The organism is Rhizobium sp. 32-5/1 (genome assembly GCF_029537235.1).
Lineage (GTDB): Bacteria > Pseudomonadota > Alphaproteobacteria > Rhizobiales > Rhizobiaceae > Pararhizobium.
Window position 1 is genome coordinate 691,716 of the sequence record NZ_CP120639.1, and the last position, 19,968, is coordinate 711,683.

Annotated in this window: 20 protein-coding genes and 4 pseudogenes; 11 read left to right on the forward strand and 13 right to left on the reverse strand. The window is 56.8% G+C overall.

Features of this window, described 5'->3' with window-relative positions:
* Positions 1-7: 7 nt before the first annotated feature.
* Positions 8-466: pseudogene (locus P6U16_RS24895) on the reverse strand (FAD/NAD(P)-binding oxidoreductase); the annotation flags it as partial.
* 295 nt (positions 467-761) lie between these two features.
* Between P6U16_RS24895 and P6U16_RS24900 the strand changes: the two are divergent.
* A pseudogene (locus tag P6U16_RS24900) lies at positions 762-965 on the forward strand (OST-HTH/LOTUS domain-containing protein); the annotation flags it as partial.
* Between the two features lie 265 nt (positions 966-1,230).
* Here P6U16_RS24900 and P6U16_RS24905 read toward each other — a convergent pair.
* Complete coding sequence (locus P6U16_RS24905; protein ID WP_277704135.1) at positions 1,231-2,211, reverse strand: hypothetical protein; 981 nt, start codon at positions 2,209-2,211, stop codon at positions 1,231-1,233.
* A 1,092-nt stretch (positions 2,212-3,303) separates the two neighbouring features.
* Positions 3,304-4,347 (reverse strand): IS110 family transposase, encoded by a 1,044-nt coding sequence (locus tag P6U16_RS24910; RefSeq protein WP_277704136.1) that lies wholly within the window; start codon positions 4,345-4,347, stop codon positions 3,304-3,306.
* A gap of 438 nt (positions 4,348-4,785) precedes the next feature.
* Between P6U16_RS24910 and P6U16_RS28550 the strand changes: the two genes are divergently transcribed.
* Both P6U16_RS28550 and P6U16_RS28555 read left to right on the forward strand, forming a co-directional pair.
* Positions 4,786-5,691, forward strand: coding sequence for a hypothetical protein (locus tag P6U16_RS28550; protein ID WP_349017704.1), 906 nt, complete (start codon positions 4,786-4,788; stop codon positions 5,689-5,691).
* Complete coding sequence (locus P6U16_RS28555; RefSeq protein ID WP_349017705.1) at positions 5,688-6,377, forward strand: Fic family protein; 690 nt, start codon at positions 5,688-5,690, stop codon at positions 6,375-6,377. The genes P6U16_RS28550 and P6U16_RS28555 overlap by 4 nt, the downstream gene beginning before the upstream one ends.
* A gap of 180 nt (positions 6,378-6,557) precedes the next feature.
* Here P6U16_RS28555 and P6U16_RS24920 read toward each other — a convergent pair whose 3' ends face one another.
* The 5 genes and pseudogenes from P6U16_RS24920 to P6U16_RS24940 form a co-directional block, all read right to left on the reverse strand.
* The gene (locus P6U16_RS24920) at positions 6,558-6,863 is read right to left on the reverse strand and encodes a hypothetical protein (protein ID WP_277704137.1); all 306 of its coding nucleotides are present in this window, start codon (positions 6,861-6,863) and stop codon (positions 6,558-6,560) included.
* Between the two features lie 138 nt (positions 6,864-7,001).
* Entirely contained in the window at positions 7,002-7,550 is a 549-nt protein-coding gene (locus P6U16_RS24925) for a hypothetical protein (protein ID WP_277704138.1), read from the reverse strand.
* Between the two features lie 130 nt (positions 7,551-7,680).
* Positions 7,681-8,402 (reverse strand): annotated as a pseudogene (locus P6U16_RS24930) (transcriptional regulator).
* Positions 8,403-8,628: 226 nt separating this feature from the next.
* Complete coding sequence (hutC, locus tag P6U16_RS24935; RefSeq protein WP_277704139.1) at positions 8,629-9,363, reverse strand: histidine utilization repressor; 735 nt, start codon at positions 9,361-9,363, stop codon at positions 8,629-8,631.
* 129 nt (positions 9,364-9,492) lie between these two features.
* Positions 9,493-9,894: a hypothetical protein gene (locus P6U16_RS24940; protein ID WP_277704140.1), complete on the reverse strand. Its 402-nt coding sequence runs from the start codon at positions 9,892-9,894 to the stop codon at positions 9,493-9,495.
* Between the two features lie 93 nt (positions 9,895-9,987).
* On the opposite strand from P6U16_RS24940, the gene P6U16_RS24945 reads away from it, so the two are divergent.
* From P6U16_RS24945 to hutH, 4 genes and pseudogenes are all read left to right on the forward strand, one after another.
* Positions 9,988-10,980 carry an ABC transporter substrate-binding protein gene (locus P6U16_RS24945; protein ID WP_277704819.1) on the forward strand — a complete coding sequence of 331 codons (993 nt, stop codon included), beginning with the start codon at positions 9,988-9,990 and terminating at the stop codon, positions 10,978-10,980.
* Between the two features lie 108 nt (positions 10,981-11,088).
* Complete coding sequence (locus P6U16_RS24950) at positions 11,089-11,946, forward strand: proline/glycine betaine ABC transporter permease (protein ID WP_277704141.1); 858 nt, start codon at positions 11,089-11,091, stop codon at positions 11,944-11,946.
* Positions 11,939-12,769, forward strand: coding sequence for a glycine betaine/L-proline ABC transporter ATP-binding protein (locus tag P6U16_RS24955; protein WP_277704142.1), 831 nt, complete (start codon positions 11,939-11,941; stop codon positions 12,767-12,769). The genes P6U16_RS24950 and P6U16_RS24955 overlap by 8 nt, the downstream gene beginning before the upstream one ends.
* Positions 12,762-14,283, forward strand: a pseudogene (gene hutH, locus P6U16_RS24960) (histidine ammonia-lyase). The gene P6U16_RS24955 and the pseudogene hutH overlap by 8 nt, the downstream one beginning before the upstream one ends.
* Positions 14,284-14,499: 216 nt before the next feature.
* On the opposite strand, the gene P6U16_RS24965 reads toward hutH, so the two are convergent.
* Genes P6U16_RS24965 through P6U16_RS24975 form a run of 3 tightly spaced genes read right to left on the reverse strand, consistent with a single transcriptional unit; the run spans position 14,500 to position 15,761 of the window.
* Entirely contained in the window at positions 14,500-14,739 is a 240-nt protein-coding gene (locus P6U16_RS24965; RefSeq protein WP_277704143.1) for a 4-oxalocrotonate tautomerase family protein, read from the reverse strand.
* Between the two features lie 15 nt (positions 14,740-14,754).
* A complete protein-coding gene (locus P6U16_RS24970; protein ID WP_277704144.1) occupies positions 14,755-15,135 on the reverse strand; it encodes a nuclear transport factor 2 family protein in 381 nt (126 codons plus the stop codon).
* The gene (locus P6U16_RS24975; protein ID WP_277704145.1) at positions 15,135-15,761 is read right to left on the reverse strand and encodes a glutathione S-transferase N-terminal domain-containing protein; all 627 of its coding nucleotides are present in this window, start codon (positions 15,759-15,761) and stop codon (positions 15,135-15,137) included. The genes P6U16_RS24970 and P6U16_RS24975 overlap by 1 nt, the downstream gene beginning before the upstream one ends.
* A gap of 112 nt (positions 15,762-15,873) precedes the next feature.
* Here P6U16_RS24975 and P6U16_RS24980 point away from each other — a divergent pair, with 112 nt between their 5' ends.
* On the forward strand, positions 15,874-16,257 hold the full coding sequence (locus P6U16_RS24980) for a helix-turn-helix domain-containing protein (protein ID WP_277704820.1): 384 nt from the start codon (positions 15,874-15,876) through the stop codon (positions 16,255-16,257).
* 459 nt (positions 16,258-16,716) lie between these two features.
* On the opposite strand, the gene P6U16_RS24985 is transcribed toward P6U16_RS24980, so the two are convergent.
* Positions 16,717-17,097 (reverse strand): hypothetical protein, encoded by a 381-nt coding sequence (locus P6U16_RS24985; protein ID WP_277704146.1) that lies wholly within the window; start codon positions 17,095-17,097, stop codon positions 16,717-16,719.
* 123 nt (positions 17,098-17,220) lie between these two features.
* Between P6U16_RS24985 and P6U16_RS24990 the strand changes: the two genes are divergently transcribed.
* The gene (locus P6U16_RS24990; RefSeq protein WP_277704147.1) at positions 17,221-18,420 is read left to right on the forward strand and encodes an ATP-binding protein; all 1,200 of its coding nucleotides are present in this window, start codon (positions 17,221-17,223) and stop codon (positions 18,418-18,420) included.
* Positions 18,421-18,461: 41 nt separating this feature from the next.
* Here P6U16_RS24990 and P6U16_RS24995 read toward each other — a convergent pair whose 3' ends face one another.
* The gene (locus tag P6U16_RS24995; protein WP_277704148.1) at positions 18,462-19,181 is read right to left on the reverse strand and encodes a Crp/Fnr family transcriptional regulator; all 720 of its coding nucleotides are present in this window, start codon (positions 19,179-19,181) and stop codon (positions 18,462-18,464) included.
* Positions 19,182-19,277: 96 nt separating this feature from the next.
* Here P6U16_RS24995 and P6U16_RS25000 point away from each other — a divergent pair, with 96 nt between their 5' ends.
* Positions 19,278-19,517, forward strand: coding sequence for a hypothetical protein (locus P6U16_RS25000; RefSeq protein ID WP_277704821.1), 240 nt, complete (start codon positions 19,278-19,280; stop codon positions 19,515-19,517).
* Positions 19,518-19,659: 142 nt separating this feature from the next.
* Positions 19,660-19,875 (forward strand): hypothetical protein, encoded by a 216-nt coding sequence (locus tag P6U16_RS25005; protein ID WP_277704149.1) that lies wholly within the window; start codon positions 19,660-19,662, stop codon positions 19,873-19,875.
* The last annotated feature ends 93 nt before the right edge of the window (positions 19,876-19,968 follow it).

Consider the following 19,968-nt stretch of genomic DNA (forward strand, 5'->3'; position numbering starts at 1 on the left):
GTTCCCAGGCGTCGAGGATCCATGCGCCGATCGGCAGGGGCCTGACCGGCGCCTGTTCGCGCAACCGGCCCGCCTCGCAGACGCTTATGCCAGCTTTATCGGCAACGCCGGAAAGCTGGCAATACCGGCCTTGGCAGCGCCCCATCCCGACCCGCGCTAGCGATTTCACCCGGTTCGCCTCGCCACCACCATAAACGACGTTTTCGCGCAACTGACGAGCCGTAACGCCTTCGCAGCGACAGACCACCGTCTCGTCCGGTACCGCGCGGACCATGGCGCCCGGCCAGGGAAACGCGCGTGCCATGGAGCGCGCGAACTACTCGTAACGCTTCAGGCGCCGCAGGTCCGCTCTTGGATCTAGAAAGGCCAGTCCCAAATCGGACGGGCAAGCGGTCGCGGCAAGCCGGCCCGCGACCTCCGCGCCGTCAGCACCAAGTATCCTCAGACCATCGCCGGCGAGATAAAGCCGGCCCACGAAGAAATAAGCAAGCTGCTCGCCGAGAAAAACGTCACATGGCCGTGGCCGAATTTCCTTGGACTGAAGGATTTTCTGAATGAAGTAAGCGGGAGCGGTGTGCACCAGTGGCAATGCGCCAGCCCGGCTACCTCTGTTGCCAAAGAGCATTTCTTTTATCTTGCGCTCCACACAGCCTCCCTCATTCATAGCTATGAGCCTCAGCAAGCCTATCACTGAGCGAGGCGCTGGCCAACGTGGTGACCGCCTACCAATTCTCCATCTCTTCCGTCACACTTTGAAGATGCTTGAGAATGCCGTGACGGCGTCGGCCGACGAAGACGACCGTGCCAACCTGGCGCGTGTCGGCGCCCACCTGGCAAAACAATCTTCTGACTTTGACGCCCGCAACTACGGTTTTGCCCGCCTAACCGATCTTGTCGAGGCCTCCGGCATTGTCGATGTAGAGCGAAGCGGCGACAGCCCGAAGATCGTCACGGTCCGCCTGAAGGGGAATGACCCGGCCGAAAGCCAATCGCTAGATTACCATCACTGGCGGCGAATGGCGTTGATCAGACGGGTAGTCTCGGATCTCAGCAAGAGGTCGTCGTCAAGTGTGATGAAACGGGAATGCATCGTTGCCAACCTGACTGGAAATAGCCGCTGGAAGGACTCCTGGACATCTTCCTTGCGACCGAAAACGGGTTTAAACACCTTAGTCCAGTTGTCGCTCTTCTCGATGATCAGTTTGTAGTGCGTGAAATCGGCGTACTCTATCAGCGGCATATCGTCGGCTCCTGCCGCACGCGCCTTTTCCGCTTCGCGTGCCAATCGTCTCGCACTACGGGCGGCAACTGATTCATCCACTGATCCCCGAAGGCACCGCTCATTACGGTGACGATGAACGCCCGCACCTCCCTTTCGAACCGAATAAGCGTCCGATAAGCGCTGGAATTAAGCTCTACGAAATCATCGTCATCGTCGGCCGGTAGTTCATCTTCCTCGACGGCAAGTCCAGCAATCACAACAGCTTCATGGTAAGCTGGCTCGGAAAAATGCGTCAGATGCGGGTCAAAGCCCCTGCTGTCGTACAATGCGAGGCGCCCGGCGGCCGTTTCCAGCTCTGCAACGTTGAAGGTGATCGGATCCCGCCAATCACCAAGTTCGAGCCGCAGACGCGAGGAGACGTCAGCGCTGAACGACAATGCCGATGTGGAAAGGCGACCGACCTCCTGGAGGTCGATGAAGGACTGGAACGAACGCTTGTGATTGTGGATATCGACCCAGCCAAGTCGCATCGCTGCCATTCGGCTTTCGACCGTCTTCGCACCCCCGAGCTCGGCTATCGTCGAAGTTATGAGCTTCAAACTTGCGACAGCGCTCGATATTGCCTGTGTATCGGGGAGAAGGAACTGCTGTTGCAGATCGGGCAGTTGATCTGAGAACTGAGCATGTTGTGCTCGAATGGCGAGCACGTCGCCTTTCCAGTTTGCCTGATCAATCTTGGCAACCGCGCCACTGAGGCCTCGTACCCGTTCCGAGATGGCATCGCCGCCCCCGAGGGTCTGGCGCAGCTCCGCAAACATCCTTGTAGCTTCCGTTGAACGAGACGTCAGTTCCTTCATCACGGCTTGCATATCAGCGCCGGGGTCAAGTCCGCTCGCTACTCTTAGCGTCTCTTGCAGGTCCTTAAGAGGATTTCCTGCCTTTTCAATCTCGCGGCTGAACTCAAAGAGCTTCTTGAATTCGTCGTTCATTGGCGCCCACCATTGAGGTACATCCTATTCAGTTTTGAATCTGCGCCACGCGTCCTATAAAGGTCTCCGTGAGGTTCAGGATAACGCTGCAGTTTATGATCTTTGGAGGGATTGATAGCCCGCCGTGCTGCGAAATTATATTTCCTCCGAAGGGTAGCAAAGTTACGGTGCGTTCCTGCTAGGCTAACGGTAATTCGAGTACGGTGTTGTTTTGCATTTAATCGTGAGATTCCAGTCCTAACAGTTTCAACAAGATAGCCCGGCACTTAATTTGAGACTTGGCATTTAATTTGAGATTCTGGCTTCACTTTTTGGCACTTAATGTGAGATTCGCCGCCGGGAAAAGACGGTGGCCTACGGCCAAGCTTCCATCAGAAAATTCCCTATATTACAGATGGTTATCGCCGAACCAGAAGGCGTTTGGCACGGGCAATCACACCGACTAATCTCAAATTAGGTGCCAACACCAGTCTGAACGGGCGCATTCTTACCGTTAAATGCCCAACGACACCGAGCGACGGCAGCTTGCTAGCCGACCCCGACAGAGGGTTGATCGACGGAGATCCGGACCTGGTCCAGGACGCCATCGATGAAGAGCGGGATTGGTTTGCTTCGGAGGGCCAGGTGGTGTTCGGCACAGGCCTTCACCTGCACCACAGCTACAGCGTCAACTAGACATGTTTTCCGCCAAGCACCGGGCATGTGTTCAGCGGCGACCGGCACGTTCCTGATCGGCAATCGCCTTGACGACCTCGAAGTCCATCTCGGCACGCGGTTCGATGCGGCGACTTCGCTGGCAACCTTGGCCCATATGTGGACGGCCCCCTACCTGCAAGAATTTATTTCGAATGATTTGATCGGATCGCTTGCGTTCATATGTCCGGCCTGTTGGTGCGTTCGCACATGAACGCTGGCCAAGATGGGTTCCGCACCACGAGTTCCAAACAATGCCTCGACCACATGGGCCATTGGGCCAAACGGAGTGTCTCGCGTCTCGGATCGATCGATCATACCATCTGTCGTTCTCTTGCAAGTTCACGTATCAGCGCACGGTAACTTCTGTATCATGCTCACCGTGGCCGACTGAGTTCTTCACGCCGCACAGGCCGGCGCCGACCGAGTCGCATTGCCCCTGTATGCCTCTCCGGTCACCATCATCTTCCAGGCAATGCGGGCGACCTTGTTCGCCAGCGCGACAGCCACCAGCTTGGGAGCCTTGCGCTTGAGTAATTCCATGAGCCATGGCGAGCCGTTTTTGCCGCGTCCCACTCTCACATGGCGAAGCAACGCGGTCGCACCCAACACCAGCGTCTTTCGCAGCACCTCATCCCCGGCTCTCGTGATAACCCCAAGCCTGACCTTGCCAGCGGTCGAATGGTCCCTTGGTGTCAGCCCCATCCACGCGGCGAACTGCCTTCCGGAGGCGAACTGTTTCGGCGCCGGCGCCTTCATCACCAGCAGCACCGCACCGATCGGGCCAACCCCCGGTATCTGAGCAAGCCGGCGGCAGCATTCGTTATTGCGATACCAAGCCATCAGCCTTGCATCCACCGCTTTCAGACGCTCGTTCGCCTGCGCGAACTCCGCAGCCAGGGACGCGAACAAATCGCGCGCCAGATCAGGAACGAAACCGTCCGCCATGATGCGTTCCAGCAGCAGCGAGATATGGCTTATTCCCTTGGCCGCGGTCAGCCCGAACTCGGCCGCATAGCCTCGGATCATATTGGCAAGTGCCGTCTGCGCCGCGACAGCGCGCTCGCGCATGCCAACCAGCATCAGTATGGCCTGCTGATCCGCGCTTTTCGTCGGAACGAACCGCATCGTCGGACGACTCATCGCCTCGCATAGTGCCTCGGCATCAGCGGCGTCGTTTTTTCCGCGTTTGACATAAGGCTTCACGAGCTGCGGCGCGATCAGCTTCACCTCATGCCCCAGCGAAGTCAGCAGCCGGGCCCAGTGATGCGAGGCACCGCAGGCTTCGATCGCAATCACCGTCGACGGGCATTTTGTGAAGTAATCCACCATTTCCTTGCGGCGCATCTTCTTGCGCAGGACCGGTTGCTCGGCAGCATTCACCCCATGCAATTGAAAGACACTCTTTGACGTATCCATACCGATACGGATAATCTGTTCCACGGACCGCTCCTTTGTTTGAGATCTTCAACGACTAAACTTGGCACATTTCGATGCCGTTCGGAGGCCGTCCACCCCAACAATGCCAGTATTCACCGGCATTCCCTTGTGCTCGGCTGCGGGCGGCTCTTCGCTGCGCCTCGTAATAGGCACGTCCGTTGCGGCAAGCCGCCTGGCATCTGCCCGCCAACGGCGGCGGATGGCTCGCCGATGTTCGATCCATTGCCGTAAGAATCCAATCACCACCAGCTCACTTTTGCATCTTGATGCAGGCTGCTTAGCTCGACGCGAAATGCTGCGATGACTCACGACACCAAAGACGCGTTATGACTCATCATCAAAAACGCTTATTGAATCATCACCTTGAACGTGTATTGACTCGACGTTAAAAACGCGGATATAAACGACATCAAAAACGTGCAATGATGCAGGCATTGCCTTATGAGACGCGGCATTGTGAGTTCGCGCAAGAACAACGAGGTCGTGAGAACCAAAATGGCTACACCAAATGAAAAGTTGGCTGACGCCCTGCAAGCCCTCAAAACATTGCAGGATGGCGGGCGTCGAATATTCAAGTCCGACGAGTTCAGCCGACTACACCGAGAGCGCCTTACACGGAGCGGATTTCTCCAAGAAGTCATCCGCGGCTGGCAAATGTCAACGGGACCCCAGTCCCAAGACGGCGACACAACCCTTTGGTACGCTTCATTCTGGGAGTTCTGCTCCCTCTACTGCAACGACCGCTTTGGACGGGAATGGCATCTGTCACCGGAACAATCGATGCTACTCCACGCAGAAGCAACTGCGATTCCGCCCCAGGTGATTGTCAACAGTCCAAAGGCAACGGGCAACAATTTATCACTGCTTTTTGGCACATCCATCTACGATCTCAAGACCAAGCAAATACCACCGCGCGAGGATCTCGTCGAGAAAAACGGATTGAGGTTCTATACTGCGGACGCCGCCCTGGTAAAAGTTGCTGAAGCGTTTTTTCAAAGATCACCTATCGAAGCCCAGATCGTGCTGAAATCCATGCGCGATGTGTCGGGTGTCCTCGGTCGATTACTCGACGGAGGGCATTCGGCCGTGGCAGGCCGTCTGGCCGGGGCATTTCGGCGCATAGGAAAAGGCGAGTTCGCCGACGATATCTTGAAAACGATGAAAGGCGCGATGTACGACGTTAGAGAGACCGACCCGTTCGATCAAAACCAGCAAGTCTCCACCTTAGCTGTCGGTGGATCTCCCATTGTGGCGCGTCTCAATGCTATATGGGAAAGCCAGCGTCAGGCGGTCCTCGATGTTTTTCCTGCTGCACCCGGACTTCCTCGGACACCACCGAATTCATGAAATCGGTCGAGGACATATACAAGAACGACGCATACCATTCACTTTCGATCGAAGGGTACAGCGTTACTCCGGAACTCATTGATCGCGTGCGCGCTGGTAGGTGGGATCCGGATGTGGATCAGCAGGATAGGCAAAACCGGGACGCCCTGGCAGCACGCGGTTATTGGCAGGCATTTCAGAGCGTGAAGGAATCTGTTGCTGAGATTCTCCGCGGCGCACCGGCAGGAGCCGTTATCCGTAAGCAACATAGGGATTGGTACCGCGAACTGTTCGGCCCCTCGGTCGCCGCAGGTATTCTGAAACCCAGCGCCCTCGCGGGCCATCGAAACCACCCTGTATATCTCCGCGGATCATGGCATGTACCACCGCGTTCCGAAGCAGTTTCGGATGGAATGGAGACCCTGTTCGATCTACTGGAGAAGGAAAGCGAGCCAGCGGTTAGGGCAGTCCTTGGCCACTGGTTGATAGGCTATGTTCATCCCTATCCTGACGGCAACGGACGGATGGCGCGCTTCCTGATGAACGCCATGTTCGCCTCGGGTGGGTTTCCATGGGCAGTGGTTAGGGTTGAGGATCGGTCAACTTATTTGGCCGGCCTCGAACAGGCGAGCATCCACATGAACGTCAAACCGTTCGCGGAATTCATCGCGGAGCGCACCTCTTGGTCGATGAGTAAGGCACTCTAAAATCATCGATCGCCTTGAAGGGAATTGAACCCGTAATCCCAGTCTGGCCGACACCTGAAATCTACAAGCCTTTGAACAAACGAGCTTTCAAGCCAGCATCCGTCAAAAACTGTACCGGCTCCTGCTTTTATGAATCTTGAGCTTCGCCGGACACAGGACGAATTTTGCCCGGATTCCCGATTATTCTAGGAAAGGTATCTGTCGATACAGAAGCAGAACAGTGACGAATGTGACAAATCCAATAACGGTCAGGCCGACGGCCCGCATAGAAGCTGGACCGCCGCGATGAATTAACGCGGCCGTAAAAGCGCACAGCGACCAACCGGCTGTGACTATGATCAACAGCCAGGAATATAGAAACGGACCAAGATCATAGCCGCCACCGCCGATAGATGCTCCAGAGTTCGTATCGATCTGAACTGCGATCAACGAAACAACGGGTACGGCGAGTGCAGAGATCCATACCCAAAACGTCCTGTTTTTCATCAGAGGTCACCCAGTCCATGAACGCAGTTGCCCGTCAGATGAGGAGGTATGACTAAAGAGATATGCCGCAGCAATGCATTTGATCCTGTCTGTGGATTTCCGATTGGCATTTTGCACAGACAGCGACATCGTAAATGATCAGCGCTCGAAACGCGCCAGCATCCTCTTTAACTGAGCGTTCTGCAGTCGCAGCTTGCCGGCCAACTGGGTCCGGAGTACGGCGATCTCTTCATCAAGGCTGACCATTTTGTCGGAAGCGGAGGCAGCGACTGGAGAGACCTGCAACACGACCGCGGCCGCTTCAACCTTTTGGGGCCGAGTTCTCCGCTCGGCGCGCGTGGTTTTTGCAGTCTCTTCGACCTTAGCAACGACTGCGCCGAAATCCAGCAGGACGGTACCAGAGGCTGGTTCCAAATTGTCGCTGTCGTTTTCCTCGATGCCTGCAGCATCGCTGCGGGTTTGATCGGATGGTTCAGGCGCGATCGGAACCGCATCAGATCGATCGACAGGCTGCGGTTGTTCCCCTACGAGGTGATCGGCAATATGCCCGCTCTCCTCGACTGTGGTTTCGGTCGGACCCGCTATCGCCAGGACGTCCGGTCTGACGGCTTCGATCGCGCTGTCGTCCTGCTTTGGCTGGCGTCGCAGCGACACAAGTCTGGCAAGAAATTTCCAGGGAGACGCCATTTATTCGACCTCGCGGTGAATCCCGCAGGAAGGTTGCGAGTGGATAGTTTGGCGGCGGCTGTGACCGCCCACCAGAATATATGTCTCGTTGGCATGCAAATGCGGCCAGCGATGGGCCGCCAGTTGTTTCTCAATCGAGCTTGAGGCGCTTGCGCAGATCGGCATTTTCCGCACGGAGCTTTTCGGCCAGCAGCTTGCGCAGCCTCTGGTTCTCTTCTTCCAACTGCAGGAGATCGGCCATCTCGTCACTCGCCTCTGCTGCAGCTGTCGGCAGCGCAGGTGCCGTCGGTGCTAAAGGAGCCGCCGGTAAGGCCATCGGAGCGCGTTTCACAGGTGCAAGCTTTGCGGTACCAGTACCTTCGATCGACTTGGCCTTGCGTCCGCGCTTCTGTTTCTCGGGAGCGCCGGCAGAAGTACCGGCTGGTTCCACTGCATCAGTGACCGAGGCGCCCTGCGGACTCACCTTTTTGCGCGCGGCTGGTGCTGCTTTTTCGGCATGATTGGCGTTTCCGCAACCGACGGCGCATCAGTCGTGGTCATCGTATCGTTTTCGTCGGCCATGATCTTCTCCTCGGTCACTGTTGTAGTTTTGTGCTGCCCAGTCGGCGGTGTCAACAAAGGTCTAGCTGGCGCAGCTTTCGATACAGACAGTTCTCTGGCGGAACCATCTGCTCGCCCACTCGACAAAAATGACACCGCGTCGTCCTCGACATCGCGTGCAACGGACTTGAGATCGATCTCGCCCCAGATCGAGCTCGACTTCGGGTCGGGTTTCTGTCGACCGGATTTGTATTCGACGACGAAACTGCGTTGGACTGTTGGTTTCCACGCGGAACTGAGCCAGTGCCCCACTTCGACGATTACACTGAGTGCCGGCAACAGTCCCGCACCGAGAGCTGGGGGTCAGCCTATGAAGTGGCGAATGTTTCTTTTGGGCATTGGTTGTGGAGGCTTGTTGCTCCCAGCAGATTGTTTCCCGGCGTCAGGACTAAAGTTGCGCTGAAAGTTCAATCTGTTCCAAAACCCCGATCAGGCAATCTCCGATATTGGCACCCACAACGAGGCTTATGGGTGTCCGTTATGAACTGCTTTCCAGCCGGTAGCGACTACCCGGGTAGAGGAGCCGAACCGATGTGACAATTCTGCTGGACGACCAGGTGCGACGGCGGATCAAGAGGCAGGGCTCTGCGCGGACAATCGCCAAGTGCCGGCATTCCCAAGGCTGCGACAGCATGGCTTCGACGAATTGTTCCGTGTGGGAGATCGGCGCTATCTCCGTCAGATAGGCATTGGGTGTAGTCGTGCGAAAATCTTGCCCCAGATAATCGGGTGCAACGGCCGGGTTGACGAACCGGTCTTCCAGCTGGATGGGCAGGTCGTCCTCAAGGTGCAGGATCACCGAGTGAAATACAGGCAAGCCGACTTCAATATCCATCGTTTCTGCCAGGTCGTGGCTGCAAATCTCCGTCTGGGCAATGATGACCTGCGCCGTGTGAACCGATCCCCGTTCGGCAATCTCGTCGGCTATGTTGCGCACGCCCATGAACGGCGTGCTGCGCTTCTTGTTGGCGACAAACGAACCTCGCCCCTGCACACGGACGATGATCCCTTCTGTCGCCAATTCGCGTAGGGCGCGATTGGCCGTCATGCGGCTGACATTCAGCGTTTCGGCGATCTCGTTTTCTGATGGGACGCGATGATGCGGCGGCCATTCGCCAGTCTCGATCCGCTTCTTGATGTCTGTCTTCAGGCGCTCGTAAAGCGGAATGTCGCGCAGACCTGCAGACTGGATGGTTTGGTCGCCTTCAGACATTCTCGTTTCTCCCTGGCATTGCAGTGACGTGCATACAAAATATGCACCAAAAATAAAGCACAAAGTTTCGGCGAGGCCACTTGCTCGCTTCCAAAAACTCTGCCATGTTCCCTATACAACTTGCTAAGGTCACGCAAATGGCAGCGTTTCAATACCTTCTTTGCAAACACGGATTGCCACCGCAAGGCTGGCCATCCGATGATGATTTGGCAATTGTTGGCAATCGGTTGACTGCTGCAATTGAAGCGAATTTCGATGCGCCGCCGCGTTATGTTGCGGTCGCGGCCCTGTTGCTCTTGGTTGTTTTTCTTCTCGATCCCCGCAATTTCCGGCGTTTCGACGCGCCATGGACGGCTTTACCGACATTGCAGTGGTTTCAGAGGGGGCTGGCGAGATCTGGCTCGGCACAGTCAACCATTTGGCCGCACCTGTTTCATCCGAGAATACCGATAACAAAAAGACAAGGTTGTACAGTGAACTTTCTGGGAGCTGCTCGCGCGGTTCGGGAAGAATCGCCCGATGCGCCCTCAAACCCTTCCACCAATAACGCACTCATCAGCAAATCAAAAGGGGAACTCCATGCTGAATACAAAACTGAAATACACTCTGCTTACCACTGCCTTGATGTTTGGCGGTTCTTTCACCGGTGCCAATGCTGCATCCTATTGTGCTGACGACAAGACCGTCACCTTTGCCGGCATCGACTGGGAAAGCGGCGCACTGATCACCGAGGTGATGAAGTCAATCCTCTCCAAGGGTTATGACTGCAAGGTGGATTCAATTCCTGGCAATTCGGTCACGCTGGAACAGGCTACCGCCAACAATGACGTGCAGATCTTTGCCGAGGAATGGATCGGCCGTTCCGACGTGTGGAATAACGCCACGGCAGCGGGCAAGGTCACTTCGGTTGGCAAGACCTTTGTCGGCGCATCCGAAGGCTGGTTCGTGCCGGAATATCTCGTCAAGGGCGATGAAGCGCGCGGCATCAACGCGGCGGCTCCTGATCTCAAGAGCGTCTCGCAACTTTCCGATCCGAAATTCGTGGAACTCTTCAAGGATCCGGAAGAGCCCTCCAAGGGTCGCTTCCTCAATTGCCCATCGGGCTGGACCTGCGAAGGCGTCAACACCGCCAAGCTTGAAGCCTACAAGCTGATGGAAACTTATGTGAACTTCCGCCCGGGCACCGGCACGGCGCTTGATGCAGCAATTAGCTCCGCCTATCTGCAGGGCGAGCCGGCACTCTTCTACTACTGGAGCCCGACGGCCGTAATGGGCAAGTTCAAGCTGGTCCAGCTTGAGGAGCCAGCTTACGACGAAGCATGCTGGAAAGAACTGACGAGCGCCACCGGCAAGCGTGAGGCCGGCTGCGCCTTCCCGGCAGTCGAAGTCGCTTATGGCGTCAACAGCACCTTTGCCAAGGAAGCACCGGAGATCATCGAAATCCTTGAAAAGGCAACGTTCCCGCTGGAAGACGTCAATGCAAGCCTCGCCTATATGGTCGATGAAAAGGCTGATGCGGTTGCTGCCGCAAACCAGTTCCTCAAGACCAAGGGCGACGTCTGGGGTGCATGGGTGTCTGCCGATGCCAAGGCCAAGATCGAAGCCTCGCTGAAATAGTCGCATGAGGCCGCGCGAGATTCGCGCGGCCTCATTTGCGCATCTTTATGTCGAGCTGCAGCATGGGCGAACGCCATTTCCCAGACGGTCATTCCAAGGACTTGAGCGATGTTTCCTGACGCCTTCCACATTTCCATCCGCGGGCCGATCAACGATGCGGTCCAGGCGCTGGTGGTCAATTACGGCTTTGTCTTCAAGGCAATCTCGCAGACCATTCTACAGGCCATCCTGTTCATCGAATGGATTCTTCGCGGGCTGCCCTGGTGGGTAATGATCATCGCCTTCATGGCGCTTACCTGGCAGGCGACGCGCAAGGTCACGCTTGTGGTCACTGTTGCCGTCCTGCTGTTTGCGATCGGCGCCCTTGGTCTCTGGGATCTGGCGATGCAGACGCTGGCGCTGATGCTGATGGCGACGCTGATTTCCGTGGCGATCGGCGTGCCGGTCGGCATCTGGCTGGCCAAAAGCCGACTTATGCGCAGCGTAACCTTGCCGGTCCTTGACGTGATGCAGACCATGCCGAGCTTCGTCTATCTCATTCCGGCGATCATGCTTTTCGGCCTTGGCAAGGTGCCGGCTGTTCTGGCGACCATAGTTTATGCGGTGCCACCGCTGATCCGCCTGACGGATCTGGGCATTCGCCAGGTCGATAGCGAAGTCGTGGAAGCCGCAACCGCTTTTGGCGGCAGTCCACCGCAGATCCTGTTCGGCGTCGAACTCCCGCTTGCCACGCCAACGATCATGGCTGGCCTCAACCAGACCATCATGATGGCGTTGTCCATGGTCGTGGTTGCCTCCATGATCGGCGCTCGCGGTTTGGGGGAACAGGTCTTGAACGGCATTCAGACGCTGGATGTCGGCAAGGGCCTTGAGGCCGGTTTGGGCATCGTCATCCTTGCCATCGTGCTGGATCGTATCACGCAGGGCTTCGGCCGCTCCAAACTGGAGGATGGCCAGAATGGCTGAGATAGAAATCCGCAACGTCTACAAGATATTCGGCCGCAACGCGCACGAAGCCATGGCTATGGCCCGTGACGGCGTCGAGAAAGGTCAGATCCTCGAGCGCACGGGATGCAGTGTCGGTCTGAACGATATCAGCCTGAAGATCGGTGCATCCCGCATTTTCGTGATCATGGGCCTTTCCGGCTCAGGCAAGTCGACGCTTGTACGTCACATTAACCGCCTGATCGAGCCGACCAGCGGCCAAATCCTGGTTGATGGTGGCAACGTGCTTGATCTCAAGCCGCGCGACTTGCGCGACTTCCGCAACCGCCGCGTCAGCATGGTGTTCCAGAGCTTCGGCTTGATGCCTCATCGCACGGTCCTGCAGAACGTCGTTTACGGCCAGCGCGTTCGGGGCTTAAGCAGGACGGATGCCCATCCCATTGGCATGAAGTGGATCGAGACCGTTGGCCTGCTCGGCTACGAGAACAAGTATCCGCATCAACTGTCCGGCGGCATGAAGCAGCGCGTTGGCCTCGCCCGCGCGCTGGCCGCCGATACCGACGTCATCCTGATGGACGAAGCTTTTTCGGCGCTAGACCCGCTGATCCGCAGTGATATGCAGGACCAGCTGCTGCAACTGGAGAAGAACCTGTCGAAGACCATCGTCTTCATCACCCATGATCTCGACGAGGCACTGCGCATCGGCGCCGAAATCGCCATTCTCAAGGACGGGAGGCTGGTACAGGTCGGCACGCCGAGCCAGATTCTGAACACGCCGGCGGATGATTATGTCGCCCGTTTCGTGCAGCGCCGGGCCGGCGCGGAGCTGGTCCCCCATGGCTGACAAGGCCAATATCATCGTCCTAGATGGACCTTTGACGTGGAAAGAGATAGCTGCCGTGGCCAATGGTGCGGCGCTTGAGCTTTCGGACGCCGCGTGGACGCGGATCGCCAAAGCGCGCGCCATCGTTGATGCCCTCGTCGAACGCGAGATCCGCGGTTACGGTATCAATACCGGCGTCGGTGCGCTTTGCGATGTCATCATCAGCCGGGATGACCAGCAGGTGCTGTCGCGCAACATCATTCTCAGCCATGCCTGTGGGGTCGGTGAACCGCTCGGCACAGTGGAGACGCGGGCTGTGATGGCCGCGCAAATCGCCAATTTCGCCCATGGCTATTCCGGTGTCAGTCCTCAGGTGATTGAAACGCTGCTGGCGCTGCTCAATGGGGATATGTTGCCATTCATTCCCTCAAAGGGCTCGGTTGGTTATTTAGCCCATGCGGCGTCTATCGGGCTTGTACTGATCGGTGAGGGCGAATGCCGCAATGGCAGCGATCTGCTCAGCGGCTCCCAGGCTCTTCAACGCCTTGGCCGGACACCGCTCATCCTGAAGGCAAAAGAAGGCCTCAGTCTGGTCAATGGCACGCCTTGTGCCACCGGTCTTGGTGCCTTGGCGGTGTCGCGTCTGTTCCATCTTGCCGATTGGGCCGATGCTGCTGCCGCGATGACCTACGAAAACCTTGGGGGCAAGCCGATCCCTTCGCGGAAATGCCGTTGGCGCTGCGCCAATCACCCGGTTTGCAACTGGTCGGGCGCAATCTGCGCCAATGGCTTGCCAGCAGCGCGCTTCTTGCGCAATCGGCCGGAAGCCGCACCCAGGATCCTTTGAGCCTGCGTGCCGTACCGCAGATTCACGGCGCCGTGCGTGATGCTTTGACGCATGTCGCCGACATCGTCGATCAGGAACTTTCGAGTGTCACGGACAATCCGATCGTTGCTGGCTCGGCGGAAGCGCCAGAGGTGCATTCGCAAGCCCACGCCGTGGGCGCCGCTCTTGGCCTTGCAATGGACAGCCTTGCAACGGCCGCCGCTGAACTCGCCGCGATATCCGAACGCCGGATCGACCGGCTGGTCAACCCTCTGGTCAGCGGCCTGCCTGCCTTTCTCGCCGGAGCCAGCGGCGTCGCATCCGGGTTTATGATCATCCAGTACACGGCAACGGCACTCGTCGCTGAGAACCGCCGGTTGGCGGCACCCGCAAGCCTTGATGGGGGCATTACCTCCGCACTGCAGGAGGACATCCTGACCCATGCGACGCCGGCGGCCGACAAGGCACTGGCGATCATCGACAATCTGCACACCGTCCTGGCTATAGAGATCATGGCTGCCATACAGGCTTACGACCTGCAGGCCGGCTCGGCAAAAAAGCACCGGGAACTGCAGTTCTCTATGAACGGGTTCGCGAGACTGTGTCCTTTTACCGTGACGACCGACCGCTGAACCTTGAGGTTGCTAAAGTTCGCGCCGTGATCGGAACAAGTTCAACCTCCCATCAAGGTGAGACGCTGCTTCTGTAACGGTTGACTTGGGTTCAATGCGCGCTGCCTCCGGCAATTGAACCGGAGCCTATGGGGTCAGTCAGACACGCCGCCGATCTCAAATCATTCCAACCCGCAGATGACGAACAAACGCGGCGGGCCTTATGGCGCGCAACGGAACGATAGAGAACACTGGCAAAGCGGGTGGGGCGCCCCACTGCCGGCCAGCAAGAGATGCCCGCTGGCCGCGCTGAGCTACGACTGCACGTACGACTTCGTACCTTTACGAGGGTTTGAGTAGCGTCTTGCGATAGTCTGCGACGGGAAGGCCCCCACGCCCCAGTCCTCCATCTCAACTTCGTCGATGACGACGAAGGTCGTGGCGGGGCTCTTGTTCAGGATGCGTACGAGCAGATCGGTGACTCCGCTGATAAGCTCCGCTTTCTGTTCCTTGGTGGCACCTTCATTTGTTATCTTGATATTCACATAGGGCATTTCGACGACCTCTCTTTATCGTTTCGGCTCGATGATGTTGAAAATCTTGGCAATGATCCGCCATTTGCCGTGGTCGACGCGGACAAGTGTCAGGAAATCGACGAAGTCCCGGGTTCCAATCGAGCAACGCACGCGAGCGAGCGCTACGTTATCGCTGACGATATCGACAGCATCGATGTGATCGCGGCGGACATCGTTGCGGAAGTCCCCGGATTGCCTACCAGCGACAATCGGAAAATATTCCGCCATCGTGCGATGAAGTAAGGGAGTCTCGTCGGGTGTCGCGTAGACGGCCGCCGGGTGAAATACGCTCTCCAGCTTATCAACATCGCAGAAATAGAGAGCGTCGAAATATGCGCCTAATGTCTCGCGGATGTCTTCAAGGGCAGTGCTCATTAGGCGGTCTCCTCCTGAAGCAAGCCTTCGGCAACAAGCGCCGCGCGGACAGCAGGACGCATGGCGATGCGCGCGACATGGGCCGCAACCTTTGGCCATCGTGCGAGATCGAACCCGATAAAGCCAGACCAGTTGAGAACGACGAACAGATAGGCATCCGCCACGGTAAAGGTTTGACCGAGAATGAAGCACCGCCCGTCGGACAAACCGCGCTCGACATCATCGATCCGGCGGGCGAGGTTGATTTCGGCCCGGGACTGCTCATTTTCCTCTAGGGCGCGTCCACTGAACCAAGGGCCGAACGCCTTGTGTAGCTCCGAGGACGTGAAATTGAGCCATTCCTGCAGACGGATACGGTCGAGCGTTCCGGCTGCCGGAGCAAGTCCGGCTTGCGGTCGCAGATCTGGCAGATATTGCAGGATCACCGGGTTTTCGGTCAGCACGATGCCGGGCTCGATCTGGAGCGCGGGAACATAGCCCTTCGGATTGATCGCGCGGTAGTCGGCCCCATCGATCGTCATGCCTGTTTGCGTGTCAACTTCAACGCTCTCGAAGGGCAGATTGAGTTCATTGAGAATGATACGGACGGACAGCGAGCAGGCACCCGGCTTGAAATAAAGCAACATTGCTAGACCTTTGTTGGTTGATCGACGCCTGCAGCCTAAGGACCAGAGTTACCATTGCCAACTTAGTTTCTATCAGTTACTTCATATTTGAGTTTCCCTGCGGTAACTGGAGATCCAGATGAGCCTCAAGATCCGGAAAAACAGAAGCGTTGCCCTACTTGAGCCATGCGTGCTGACCGAGTGCATGGCGATCATTGCCGGCGCCTGGGCGCCGAATGTGATCTGGCATTTGCGCGCTGGGCCGCGCCGCTTCAGCGAACTGCGACTTGATATTCCGCCGGTGTCCGCAAAGGTGCTGTCGCAACGCTTGAAGGAACTGGAAGCGCGCGGCGTTATAAACCGCACCATCCAGCCGACGACGCCTCCGTCTGTTGAATACGCATTGACCGCTACCGGTGAAGAGCTGGTGCCTGCAATCAGTGCAATCGTCGACGTGGGGCACAAATTGAAGATGGGCGTGACCGGGTCCGCGGTTCAGTCACAGGCCGTGGATTGAGAGGAGCACATTGAGCGGCGGGAATTATTGTGCCCCAAATGTAGCGTCAGAAGTTTGGTGTGAACGCCTTGAACGGGTTCGAACCCACGACCCTCTTATTTGAATAGAGCTAACGCGCTGAAACTCCACAGTGGGGACCGTCGTTTGTCTTAAAAGGGATCAGCGGATGGGGCCGTTTGCAGAATGTCGGGTTGCGGGCGACGAAAGGCAGATAGCTGCCGTTCAATCTACTACTCAGCGATAGCAGCTTGCGACCACTTGAAGTCATTTCGATGTCTTAGCGCAAATGTCTGCTGTTGACGAAAGCTGCCGTTGGCCGCCATCTCTCTGACGCAAGCCCTACAAATGTCGCACTCCCCGGGAAGGCGATCTCGCTCCTGGGCGGCTAATTTTTCGACGGGCTCCTCGCCGAGGTTGTACGGTTCATGTCATTGAGTATGTCAAATGCCGAGCGGTCGATTAAAAGAACCTCTCGAACGGAACCTCACGAAAGGGCGCAGCGTAGTATGAGGCGGAATCCAGTGTGCGAATGGTCGCTTCGACCACTTGCCGCGCCTCGCGGCGCCAGTCTTCCTTTGGCGTGATAGCTGCCGAGGCGAGGACGAGGGCGGCATATGAGCCGTCCTGCAGCAGGTAGAGTGCGATCTCGACCAGAGCCCGAGCCGCTTCCTCCCGCATAGGTCCCTCTCCTTCGAGAGCAAGTTCGGTCAGCCCTTCGATCTGCTGTCTCGGAAAGGAGTTCGGTAGCTCCTTGTCTGATGACTTTACCGCCAGTTGCAGCCGGCGCCAACCGAACTGCCCGGGAGCAAGTTTATCAGCGCCTGCGATGTTTGTGAGCATCCTTTAACCGTTTCAATGGAGTTACGCGAGTGGAGGCCTTCAATTGTCAGCCGATGAGCCATAATCATTTTCGGCAAAGCCATATTGACCGTAATTCGAAACTCTGATTTATGATTTGCGGTAATGATGATACCTCGCCCCGCTATCGAATCTGCCCTTGAGCGCGCGTTAGCACGCGCGCCTGTAGTCGCACTCATCGGCGCGCGTCAGGTTGGCAAGACCACACTCGCCCGCAAGATTGCGGATGGAATAAAAGGCACAATTTATCTTGATCTGGAACGTATAGGTGACCGCCGCAAACTAGAAGATGCGGAAGCGTTCCTCCAGGCTCAAGTCGGCCATTTGACGGTACTGGATGAAGTGCAGCGTTTACCGGGGCTGTTTGCCGAGCTGCGTGGGATCGTTGACGATCGGCGCGTTGGTGGCGAGCGGTCGATGCAATTCCTGTTGCTGGGATCGGCGTCTCTGGACCTAATCCAACAGGTATCCGAGACGCTGGCGGGGCGAATAATCTATCTCGAAATGCCGCCAATCGGAGCGGTAGAGGCCCGAGCTGCTTCTATCGACATCGACGAGTTGTGGCTGCGTGGCGGCTTCCCCGATAGCCTGACGGCAGCGACGGATGAGGATAGTTATCTCTGGCGGCAGGCATTTGTTCGCAGTTACCTCGAACGCGATGTTCCGATGTTTGCGCCCCGTATGCCAGCCGCGACAATCGGACGGTTTTGGACGATGCTCGCTAACGGCCAAGGAAATACCCTCAATAGCGCGCGGCTTGCGCAAGGTCTGGGTGTATCTGCCCCTATGATTGGACGGTACATAGATCTCCTTGTTGATCTCATGCTGGTTCGCCGCCTTCAGCCATGGAGCGGTAATCTTGGCAAGCGTCTTGTGAAGTCACCAAAGATCTATGTCCGCGACAGTGGGCTCGTACATGCTCTTCTGGAAATCGGCACGCTAAACCAATTGTTAGGTCACCCGGTCGTTGGACCGAGTTGGGAAGGTTTTGCTCTAGAGACCCTTATCCTTGCAGCCGGTCCGGACGTGGCGCCTTTCTTCTACAGGACGGCCGATGGTGCCGAGATCGACCTTGTCATTGAACAAGCTGGAAAGCCTAAGGTGGCGATCGAAGTCAAGCGAGCCAGCGCTCCACAAGCTGAGCGCGGCTTCTTTGTAGCTTGTGACGATCTGGAGATAGAAAACAGGATCGTCGTTGGTGCAGGTGCTGCCGATTATCAGGCGAAGGGCGGGGTTAAGGTGCGCACACTGTTGTCGGCTGTGAAAGAGGTCCGGGAAATCCTGAGATCACCGTTCGCGGCGTAAGCAGATTTATGGAACTGTCCAACAGCGGACCGGACTGCTGGCTATCGCGATTCCGTATAATAATTTAGGTAGTTTGGCTCGAACTCCGCAAGGCGCACCAGTTCGCGCCAGTCGTGTATGGTTACCGTGCGCGACACCCAATCCAGCGCCTTTTCGTCACGCAACAGTCGCAGGGTCTTGCTGAGATGAACCAGCGATATACCCGGGACATCGGCCAGTTCTGCCTGCGTGAGAGGAAAGGAAAAGCTGTTGTTGTTGGTTTTTCCGACCACCTGAAGCCGCATTAAAAGTTCACAGAAGAGGTGCGCCATATGTGACTTCTTGGAACGGCGGCCCATCGCCACGATCCACTCCCGATGAATTGCGCCATCTATCACAGTCAAAAGCCAAAGCAGTCGCGTCAGGTGAGGTTCGGTTTCCGTGACCCGTTTCAAATCACCGTGGTCCGCGAAGCCAACATGACACGCAGACAGCGCCACGATACTGTGATCCATCGTTTTCAGCGGAAAGGCATGTAAATCGACAAAATCACCAGCCACATGAAGTGCCGTGATCTGTCGGCGTCCGTCCTCCAGAACCTTATAGCGCGCTGCAATGCCGTCGAGCAGCAAAGTGCTATAGCTCGGTCTTGATCCTTCAGTGACCATGTCCTCGCCGACAACAAATCTATGCTCTCGGACGATCATAGAGCGCAGAACCTCAGCCTCCCGGGCAGAGACTGAATCGCGGGCTTGCAGGTTAAGAATAAGTGGTTCTATCAATACACAAATTCCCGGTTCGATTTCTCTCCTATCACATGGGCAAACCAGGAACAAAATCCAGGGGCTTTGAATTGTCGCTTGAAACTGAGGTGCCGTATGCAACGCTATTTTTTTGATCTCCAAAACGGTGATGGATTTACCAAGGACGATGAAGGCAGAGAGCTTCCTTCACGAAAGGCGATCAATCTGGAAATTGCAAAGATCCTGCTGGATGTTGCCCAGGACGAGATGGGAAGTATCGATCATATGAACGTGACCGTCACCGTGCGCGACGACACGGGAAAGACGGTTTCTCTGGCAAGCCTGACCATGAACAACACATGGACCGCCGATTAGCGCCTCTGCTTGCAGAGGCTCCATATCTCAATGCCCTTTCGTGGAAATCACAACCCGCTGCTTTCCAGCCAGAAGACCTTCGGAAGACGGCTCGGATTGCACGTGTAGTAAAGTCTTGCCGATCGATTAGGAGCATTCACCGATGCATAAATTCACAGTTTCTACTACGCTGGAAATCGAGGCTGACACCGTAGAAGAGGCGGCACTTCTCATGTACCAGACGCTCACTAGAAGCCCAGCGCCCCTCCACTATTCGGTCACCGACGACAGGGGACAGAAAGTCGATTTGGACTTGGATCGAGAGCAGGCAACCGAATTCGCCAATCTCGATCACACCGCAGATCCTGGCAATTGGTGATCGGGCGTCGTCGCTCGGTTCAAGCCTATTCTTGACAAACGGAAGCATCAGGCACCCAACCTCACCGTTCGCGCGATAGTAGTGCACTATGGA

Coding starts and splice junctions, on each gene's coding strand:
- P6U16_RS24985 (WP_277704146.1), bottom strand. CDS start 17,097: ATGCTCACAAACATCGCAGGCGCTGATAAACTTGCTCCCGGGCAGTTC.
- P6U16_RS24920 (WP_277704137.1), bottom strand. CDS start 6,863: ATGAAAAACAGGACGTTTTGGGTATGGATCTCTGCACTCGCCGTACCC.
- P6U16_RS24965 (WP_277704143.1), bottom strand. CDS start 14,739: ATGCCCTATGTGAATATCAAGATAACAAATGAAGGTGCCACCAAGGAA.
- P6U16_RS28555 (WP_349017705.1), top strand. CDS start 5,688: ATGAAATCGGTCGAGGACATATACAAGAACGACGCATACCATTCACTT.
- P6U16_RS25005 (WP_277704149.1), top strand. CDS start 19,660: ATGCATAAATTCACAGTTTCTACTACGCTGGAAATCGAGGCTGACACC.
- P6U16_RS28550 (WP_349017704.1), top strand. CDS start 4,786: ATGAGACGCGGCATTGTGAGTTCGCGCAAGAACAACGAGGTCGTGAGA.
- P6U16_RS24905 (WP_277704135.1), bottom strand. CDS start 2,211: ATGAACGACGAATTCAAGAAGCTCTTTGAGTTCAGCCGCGAGATTGAA.
- P6U16_RS24955 (WP_277704142.1), top strand. CDS start 11,939: ATGGCTGAGATAGAAATCCGCAACGTCTACAAGATATTCGGCCGCAAC.
- P6U16_RS24990 (WP_277704147.1), top strand. CDS start 17,221: ATGATGATACCTCGCCCCGCTATCGAATCTGCCCTTGAGCGCGCGTTA.
- P6U16_RS24945 (WP_277704819.1), top strand. CDS start 9,988: ATGTTTGGCGGTTCTTTCACCGGTGCCAATGCTGCATCCTATTGTGCT.
- P6U16_RS24975 (WP_277704145.1), bottom strand. CDS start 15,761: ATGTTGCTTTATTTCAAGCCGGGTGCCTGCTCGCTGTCCGTCCGTATC.
- P6U16_RS25000 (WP_277704821.1), top strand. CDS start 19,278: ATGCAACGCTATTTTTTTGATCTCCAAAACGGTGATGGATTTACCAAG.
- P6U16_RS24925 (WP_277704138.1), bottom strand. CDS start 7,550: ATGGCGTCTCCCTGGAAATTTCTTGCCAGACTTGTGTCGCTGCGACGC.
- hutC (WP_277704139.1), bottom strand. CDS start 9,363: ATGTCTGAAGGCGACCAAACCATCCAGTCTGCAGGTCTGCGCGACATT.
- P6U16_RS24950 (WP_277704141.1), top strand. CDS start 11,089: ATGTTTCCTGACGCCTTCCACATTTCCATCCGCGGGCCGATCAACGAT.
- P6U16_RS24970 (WP_277704144.1), bottom strand. CDS start 15,135: ATGAGCACTGCCCTTGAAGACATCCGCGAGACATTAGGCGCATATTTC.